Origin of the sequence: Streptomyces sp. NPDC127106 (assembly GCF_042677605.1) — a bacterium.
Taxonomy (GTDB): Bacteria; Actinomycetota; Actinomycetes; order Streptomycetales; family Streptomycetaceae; genus Streptomyces.
The window spans coordinates 201,593-209,505 of sequence record NZ_JBHXTC010000008.1; the positions used below are offsets into that span (position 1 = coordinate 201,593).

A 7,913-nucleotide genomic window follows, 5' to 3' on the forward strand; every position below is an offset into this window, starting at 1 on the left:
CCCCCCGGACGGCGTCTGGGGGAGGCCGAGATGTCCCGCTCAGATTTACATGGTGGGGCAAAACAGGCATCCCGGGCGCCCTATCGGGGGTGCCCGGGATGTGGTGTCCCGTACATGGGACCGAACGGCGGATACCCGTCCGTTCGGCTCGGCCAGCACGGTCAGCCGGTCGGCTCAGCCGGTCCGGTCAACTGCTCCGGTCAGCCGCTCCGGTCAGCCGGTCGGCTCAGCTGGTCCGGTCAGCCGCTCCGGCCGGCCGGTCCGGCGGCGCCTACTGCGGGTCGCCCGTGGAGACGATCAGCGTGAACTCGGTGTCCTTCTTGTCGATCTTTTCGCCCGGCTCGGGCTGCTGCGACAGCACCGTGTCCTCGCCGTAGACCGCCTCGTCCTTCTTCTCGATCTTGTACCGCCAGCCCGCCGCCTGGATGCACTCCTTCACCGAGCGCAGGTGCTTGTACCGGAATTCCGGCGCCGTGACCTTGGTGGCGTCGCTGTAGTGCTTGGTCGGCTCCTTGCACTTCTGCGGGTCGATCGTGCGCGTCGTGTCCGGGCCCTTGTGCCCGGCCTTGGCGGAGCCGGACGGGTTGGCCGCCTGGCCGCCCGTGGTCTGCTGGCCGGCCTGGGTGCCCTTGCCGCCCTCGTCGTCCCCCTTGTTGGTGACCGCGTAGACGAGGCCGCCGATGGCGATCAGCGCCACCGCGATCGCGCCCACGACCACCGGCATGTTCTTCCTGCCGCCGGCGCCGCCCGGGGCCTGCTGGGCGGTCGCCGAGGAGGCGAACGGCGGCGGGGTCTGCGGCGCGTACTGCTGCGCCCCCGGCTGCTGCGGCGGGTAGGCGTACCCGCCCTGACCGTGCGTCTGCGCCATCGGCGGCGGGGTGGGCGCGTACGGGGCCGGGGCCGGCGTCGGCGCGTACGGCTGCTGCACCGCCTGGGCCGCCGGCGTCGGGAAGCCGGAGTCCAGCGGGGGGAACACGGTCGAGCCGACGCCCGCCCCGCTACCGCCGGTGGGGGCGCCCGGGACGATCGCCGGGGCGCCGGTCTGACCGGCCGCCAGGACCCGTGCGATCTCGTCCCCCATCGCCGCGGCGGTGGGGAAGCGCTCGTTCGGGTTCTTCTTCAGGGCCCGTGCCACCAGCGCGTCCATGGCCGGGGTGAGCGACCGGTTGATGGAGGACGGGGCGACCGGCTCCTCCTGGACGTGGGCGTAGGCGATGGCGAGCGGCGAGTCGGCGTCGAACGGGAGCCGGCCCGTCAGCAGCTGGAACAGCATGATGCCGACCGAATACAGGTCGGAGCGGGCGTCGACGCCGCGTCCCAGCGCCTGCTCGGGCGACAGGTACTGCGGGGTGCCGACGACCATGCCGGTCTGCGTCATCGACGTGACGCCGGACTGCATGGCGCGGGCGATGCCGAAGTCCATGACCTTGACCACGCCGCGCTTGGTCACCATCACGTTGCCGGGCTTGATGTCGCGGTGCACCAGGCCCATCTCGTGGCTGGTGTCCAGTGCGGCCAGCACGTCGGCCGTCACCTTCAGCGCCTTCTCGGCCGGCATCGCCCCGTGCTGGCGGACGTCCGTGGTGAGCACCGAGCCGAGCGGCTGGCCCTCGACGTACTCCATGACGATGTACGGCATGACCGCCGCGTCGCTCCGGCCGTCGGGGAACGTGACCTCGCCCTCGCCCGTGTCGAATACCGAGACGATGTTCGTGTGCGACAGTTTCGCAACAGCCTGGGCCTCACGGCGGAACCGCTCGCGGAACGACGCTTCCCGCCCGAGGTCGCTGTGCAGGGTCTTGATGGCGACCTGCCGGTCGAGCGCGCTGTCGTACGCCAAATAGACGGACGCCATACCGCCCGCACCGAGCAAGTCCCTTAGCTGGTAACGGCCACCGGCCAGAGAGCCGCCCGCGTACTGGGCCTGATTGCCGTCCTGGCTCATGACTGTTGCTTCCCCTCGGGGTGTGTCCCTACGCGTCTGGCTGAGCGCATTCCGGGCCCAGTCTGCCGGAGGGCAAGCACACGTCAAGCCAGGTACCCGTTCCGTGACGACAAGGCCACCACGAGCCATTGTCCGAACGGCTACCTGTTTCGAGGCTGTAGCGTTCATCGGAGCACACGAAATGGACCTACCGCTCAGCGGCGGCCGAGAGAGACGACGGCGAGGACTCATGGCACCCGAACCCGAGGACAGCGGCGCCGGGATGGCCGACGGTCCTGAGCATTGGGGAGCCGGCGGCCTGGTCGGCGACGGCCGCTACCGGCTGACCCACCGCCTGGGCCGTGGCGGCATGGCCGAGGTGTTCGCCGCCGAGGACGTCCGGCTGGGCCGGACCGTCGCCGTGAAGCTGCTGCGCGCCGACCTCGCCGAGGACCCCGTCTCCAAGGCCCGCTTCACGCGTGAGGCGCAGTCGGTCGCCGGGTTGAACCACCACGCCGTCGTCGCCGTGTACGACTCGGGCGAGGACAAGGTCGGTCCGAACACCGTCCCCTACATCGTCATGGAGCTGGTCGAGGGCCGCACCATCCGCGACCTCCTCATCAGCGCGGAGGCCCCCGGCCCCGAGCAGGCCCTCATCATCGTCTCCGGTGTGCTGGAGGCGCTGGCCTATTCGCACCAGCACGGCATCGTGCACCGCGACATCAAGCCGGCGAACGTCATCATCACCGACACCGGTGCCGTCAAGGTGATGGACTTCGGCATCGCCCGCGCCCTGCACGGCGCCCAGTCGACGATGACCCAGACCGGCATGGTGATGGGCACCCCGCAGTACCTGTCGCCCGAGCAGGCCCTCGGCAAGGCCGTGGACCACCGCTCCGACCTGTACGCCACCGGCTGTCTGCTGTACGAACTGCTCGCGCTGCGGCCCCCGTTCACCGGCGAGACCCCGCTGTCCGTGGTCTACCAGCACGTCCAGGACGCGCCGGTGCCGCCCTCGCAGCTGCCCGAGGGCCAGGACATCCCGCAGGAGCTCGACGGCCTGGTCATGCGCGCCCTCGCCAAGGATCCGGACGACCGGTTCCAGAGCGCCGAGGAGATGCGCGGGCTCGTCCAGTACGGCCTGCAGATGCTCCAGGACCAGGGGCCGAACACCGGCACCTGGAACACCGGCCCGGTCACCATGGCCCTGCCGCACGGGCGCGGCGGCGCCGCGCCCACCACCGCGATGCCCGTCGCGCAGGGCGGCGGCCCGCAGCAGTACGCCGCGCACTCCACGACCTCGCAGTTCCAGCAGCCGATGGTGCCGCCGCTGAACCCGGACGACGGCACGGCCTTCCCCGGCGGGTACGACCCCCGAGGACGCGTCCAGGGCCACGGCGGCGGCCACGACGGCTACGACGCCTACGGCCAGTACGACGACCGCGGCAGCGGCCGCTGGAAGCTGTGGCTGTTCGCCGTCCTCGCGGTCATCGCGATCGCGGGCGGGGTGGCGTACGCCGTCAACTCGGTGGGCGGCAAGACCAAGGGCGACGACAACAGTCCGGCGGTCGTCCAGAGTTCCTCCAGTTCGAAGCAGGGCGCCCCGTCCACGGCCCAGAACACGCCGTCGCAGGAGACGTCGAATTCCTCGCGGCCGTCGGAGGACTTCTCGACACCGCCGTCCCGTCCCCGGAACTCGCAGAGCGCCAGCCCCTCGACCTCGCCGTCGCAGGCGAGCCCGTCGCCCTCGGTGACGAAGTCGAGCCCGGCGCCGACGAAGTCCAGCGGGCCGTCGCCCTCGAAGAGCCAGTCGGGTCCGGCGGATCCGAATCCGTTGGAGCAATTGAACTGAGGCGGCCGCGGAACCGGATCAAATAGATCCGGTTCCGTCGGAATTCATGGCCCGCCGTGCGCCCCTCAGGCGCGCCGTACGCCCTCGGCCCCGCCGTGCGCCCCTCAGGCGCGCCGCTGCGCCTGCAGGCGGGCCACGTACGCGGCCGCCTGGGAGCGGCGCTCCATGCCCAGCTTGGACAGGAGGCTGGAGACGTAGTTCTTGATGGTCTTCTCGGCGAGGTGCAGCCGCTCGCCGATGGCCCGGTTGGTCAGTCCCTCGCCGATCAGGTCGAGGATCCTGCGCTCCTGCTCGGTCAGGTTGGCCAGGCGGTCGTCCCCGCGGCCGCTGCTGCCGTCGCGCAGTCGTTCCAGCACCCGGGCCGTGGCCACCGGGTCCAGCAGCGACTTGCCCGCCGCCACGTCCCGTACGGCACCGAGCAGCTCATTGCCGCGGATGGCCTTGAGCACGTAGCCCGAGGCTCCGGCCATGATCGCGTCGAAGAGGGCCTCGTCGTCGGCGAACGAGGTCAGCATCAGGCATTTGATCCCCTCGTCCTGCGAGCGGACCTCGCGGCAGACCTCCACACCGCTGCCGTCCGGCAGGCGCACGTCGAGGACGGCCACATCGGGGCGCGTGGCGGGGATGCGGACCAAGGCGTCGGCGGCGGTGCCGGCCTCTCCGACGATCTCGATGTCCTCCTCGACCGACAGGAGCTCGTGGACGCCGCGCCGTACCACTTCGTGGTCGTCCAGGAGGAATACCTTGATTTTTCCGTCTTCGCGCACGAACTCAGTTTCACACACTCACCCCTTCCCTGAGGTCGTTACCCGGGATAACGTGCCGTTGTTCCGGCCCCCTGCAAGGCTGTGACCAGTGCTTGTTCCCCGCTCTGCGGATTTACTTGGAAATCCAAGCAAAAACGCAGGTCAAGTAGGGTTTCGCAGTTATGCGCAGCACTGGGTAACGTGATTGCGCAGGACTGTCGCCGGGGCACCTGTCACGCCTGAATCCCGTACACGGCCGCACCCACCCCGTGCGCGGGTACGGATCCAGGTGAGCCGCACTGGACCCCGGAGAACCCGGGAGCCGGACCGACGGAGGAGCAACACGTGACCGTGGAGAGCACTGCCGCGCGCAAGCCGCGACGCAGCAGCGGCACCAAGCGGGCGGCAGGCGCTGCGAGCGCCTCCAAGACCCCCGCAGCGAAGGCTGTCGCCACCGCGCAGAACGCCGAGCCCCAGCTCGTACAGCTGCTGACCCCCGAGGGGGAGCGGATCGGCGTCGCAGAAAACCCTGACAACGCGGAGTTCGTGTCCTACGTGGAGGACATCACCACCGAGGACCTGCGCGCGCTCTACCGCGACATGGTGCTGACCCGCCGCTTCGACGGCGAGGCGACCGCCCTCCAGCGCCAGGGCGAGCTGGGCCTGTGGGCCTCGCTGCTCGGCCAGGAGGCCGCCCAGATCGGCTCCGGCCGGGCCCTGCGCGACGACGACTACGTCTTCCCGACCTACCGCGAGCACGGGGTGGCCTGGTGCCGCGGGGTCGACCCGACGAACCTCCTCGGCATGTTCCGCGGCGTGAACCACGGCGGCTGGGACCCCAACACCAACAACTTCCACCTGTACACGATCGTCATCGGCTCGCAGACGCTGCACGCGACCGGTTACGCGATGGGCGTGGCCAAGGACGGCGCGGACTCCGCCGTCATCGCCTACTTCGGCGACGGCGCGTCCAGCCAGGGCGACGTCGCCGAGGCCTTCACCTTCTCCGCCGTCTACAACGCCCCCGTGGTGTTCTTCTGCCAGAACAACCAGTGGGCGATCTCCGAGCCGACCGAGCGCCAGATGCGCGTCCCGCTGTACCAGCGCGCGCAGGGCTTCGGCTTCCCCGGCGTCCGCGTCGACGGCAACGACGTCCTGGCCTGCCTCGCGGTCACCCGCTGGGCCCTGGACCGGGCGCGCCGTGGCGAGGGCCCGACGCTGGTCGAGGCGTACACGTACCGCATGGGCGCGCACACCACCTCCGACGACCCGACGAAGTACCGGCGCGACGAGGAGACGCAGGCCTGGGAGGCGAAGGACCCGATCCTGCGCCTGAAGACCCACCTGCTGGCCAGCGGCGGCGCCGACGAGGCCTTCTTCGAGGAGCTCGAGGTCGAGAGCGAGGCCCTGGGCAAGCGGGTGCGCGAGGTCGTGCGCGCCATGCCCGACCCCGACACCATGGCGATCTTCGAGAACGTCTACGCGGACGGGCACGCGCTCGTCGACGAGGAGCGCGCCCAGTTCGCCGCCTACCTCGCTTCCTTCGAGGAGGGTCACTGATGGCTGTCGAGAAGATGTCGGTCGCGAAGGCGCTCAACGAGTCGCTGCGCAAGGCCCTGGAGACCGACCCCAAGGTCCTGATCATGGGCGAGGACGTCGGCAAGCTGGGTGGTGTCTTCCGGATCACCGACGGCCTGCAGAAGGACTTCGGCGAGGACCGGGTCATCGACACCCCGCTGGCCGAGTCCGGCATCGTCGGTACGGCGGTCGGCCTGGCCCTGCGCGGCTACCGCCCGGTGGTGGAGATCCAGTTCGACGGGTTCGTCTTCCCCGCGTACGACCAGATCGTCACGCAGCTCGCGAAGATGCACGCCCGCGCCCTGGGCAAGGTCAAGCTGCCGGTCGTCGTGCGCATCCCGTACGGCGGCGCCATCGGCGCGGTCGAGCACCACTCGGAGTCCCCGGAGGCGCTCTTCGCGCACGTCGCGGGCCTGAAGGTGGTCTCCCCGTCGAACGCGAGCGACGCCTACTGGATGCTCCAGCAGGCCATCCTCAGCGACGACCCGGTGATCTTCTTCGAGCCGAAGCGGCGCTACTGGGACAAGGGCGAGGTCGACACCGACGCCATCCCGACCGCGCTGCACACCTCGCGGGTCGCCCGCGAGGGCTCGGACCTCACCCTGGCGGCGTACGGCCCCATGGTGAAGGTCTGCCTGGAGGCGGCGGCCGCGGCGGCCGAGGAGGGCAAGTCGGTGGAGGTCCTCGACCTGCGCTCGATGTCCCCGGTCGACTTCGACGGGATCGAGGCCTCCGTGCAGAAGACCCGCCGGCTCGTGGTCGTCCACGAAGCGCCGGTGTTCCTGGGCATGGGCTCCGAGATCGCCGCCCGCATCACCGAGCGGTGCTTCTACCACCTGGAGGCGCCGGTGCTGCGCGTGGGCGGTTTCCACGCGCCGTATCCGCCGGCCCGCCTGGAGGAGGAGTACCTGCCGGGTCTGGACAGGGTGCTCGACGCCGTCGACCGCTCGCTGGCGTACTGAGGAGAGCCCCGTGACCATCCGCGAATTCAAGATGCCCGACGTGGGCGAGGGCCTCACCGAGGCCGAGATCCTCAAGTGGTACGTCCAGCCGGGTGACACCGTCACCGACGGTCAGGTCGTCTGCGAGGTCGAGACCGCGAAGGCGGCCGTCGAGCTGCCGATCCCGTTCGACGGCACCGTGCACGCGCTGCTCTTCGAGGAGGGCACCACGGTCGACGTCGGCCAGGTGATCATCTCGGTGCAGACCGGCGCCGCGTCCGAGGCACCTGCCGAGGCCCCGGCCGCCGCTGCCGCCGCGGCTCCGGCCGCCGCCCCGGCCGAGGAGGCCGCGCCCGAGGGCCGCCAGCCCGTGCTGGTCGGCTACGGCGTCGCCCAGTCCTCGACGAAGCGCCGCCCGCGCAAGGCCGTCCCGGCCGCCGCTGCCGCCGCTGCCGCCCCCGCGGCGCCCACCGCTCCGGCTCCGGCTCCGGCTCCGGTGGTCGTGCCGGCTCCCGCCCCCGCCCCCGTCCTCAACGGCAACGGGCACGCGCCCGTCGTCGGGGAGCGGCCGCTGGCGAAGCCGCCGGTGCGCAAGCTCGCCCGGGACCTCGGCATCGACCTGGCCACCGTGGTCCCCACCGGGGACGGCGGGATCGTGACCCGGGAGGACGTGCACGCCGCCGCCGCGGCCGCACTCGCCCCGCAGGCCGCAGCTCCGGCCCCGGCCCCGGCCGCAGCCCCCGTGGCCGCCCCGGTCGAGGGGGGGGCCCCCGGGGGGGGCCCCCCCCCGGGGGGCGGGGGGGGGCGCGGTAAACGGAGAACCAGAGATAGGGGGGGACAAAGAAGAACACAACCGCAAAGGGGGGCAGGCG

Annotated in this window: 6 protein-coding genes; 4 read left to right on the forward strand and 2 right to left on the reverse strand. The window is 71.3% G+C overall.

What is annotated here, in order from left to right; genetic code table 11:
- Positions 1 to 271: 271 nt before the first annotated feature.
- On the reverse strand, positions 272 to 1,945 hold the full coding sequence (locus tag ACFVGY_RS11430; RefSeq protein ID WP_385674485.1) for a protein kinase: 1,674 nt from the start codon (positions 1,943 to 1,945) through the stop codon (positions 272 to 274).
- A 229-nt stretch (positions 1,946 to 2,174) separates the two neighbouring features.
- Between ACFVGY_RS11430 and ACFVGY_RS11435 the strand changes: the two genes are divergently transcribed.
- On the forward strand, positions 2,175 to 3,776 hold the full coding sequence (locus ACFVGY_RS11435) for a protein kinase (RefSeq protein WP_385674488.1): 1,602 nt from the start codon (positions 2,175 to 2,177) through the stop codon (positions 3,774 to 3,776).
- 104 nt (positions 3,777 to 3,880) lie between these two features.
- On the opposite strand, the gene ACFVGY_RS11440 is transcribed toward ACFVGY_RS11435, so the two are convergent.
- A complete protein-coding gene (locus ACFVGY_RS11440) occupies positions 3,881 to 4,543 on the reverse strand; it encodes a response regulator (RefSeq protein WP_385674491.1) in 663 nt (220 codons plus the stop codon).
- A gap of 324 nt (positions 4,544 to 4,867) precedes the next feature.
- Here ACFVGY_RS11440 and pdhA point away from each other — a divergent pair, with 324 nt between their 5' ends.
- From pdhA to ACFVGY_RS11455, 3 genes are all read left to right on the forward strand, one after another.
- Positions 4,868 to 6,082 (forward strand): pyruvate dehydrogenase (acetyl-transferring) E1 component subunit alpha, encoded by a 1,215-nt coding sequence (gene pdhA, locus ACFVGY_RS11445; protein WP_385674494.1) that lies wholly within the window; start codon positions 4,868 to 4,870, stop codon positions 6,080 to 6,082.
- Positions 6,082 to 7,062, forward strand: a complete 981-nt coding sequence (locus tag ACFVGY_RS11450; protein WP_385674497.1) for an alpha-ketoacid dehydrogenase subunit beta — start codon at positions 6,082 to 6,084, stop codon at positions 7,060 to 7,062. Before pdhA ends, ACFVGY_RS11450 begins: the two co-directional genes overlap by 1 nt.
- 31 nt (positions 7,063 to 7,093) lie before the next feature.
- A partial coding sequence (locus tag ACFVGY_RS11455; RefSeq protein ID WP_385674547.1) for a biotin/lipoyl-containing protein occupies positions 7,094 to 7,913 on the forward strand: 820 nt, incomplete at its 3' end.

What these genes read in the sequence shown, in the direction of transcription:
- ACFVGY_RS11430 (WP_385674485.1), bottom strand. Translation starts at nt 1,945, where the DNA reads ATGAGCCAGGACGGCAATCAGGCCCAGTACGCGGGCGGCTCTCTGGCC.
- ACFVGY_RS11435 (WP_385674488.1), top strand. Translation starts at nt 2,175, where the DNA reads ATGGCACCCGAACCCGAGGACAGCGGCGCCGGGATGGCCGACGGTCCT.
- ACFVGY_RS11450 (WP_385674497.1), top strand. Translation starts at nt 6,082, where the DNA reads ATGGCTGTCGAGAAGATGTCGGTCGCGAAGGCGCTCAACGAGTCGCTG.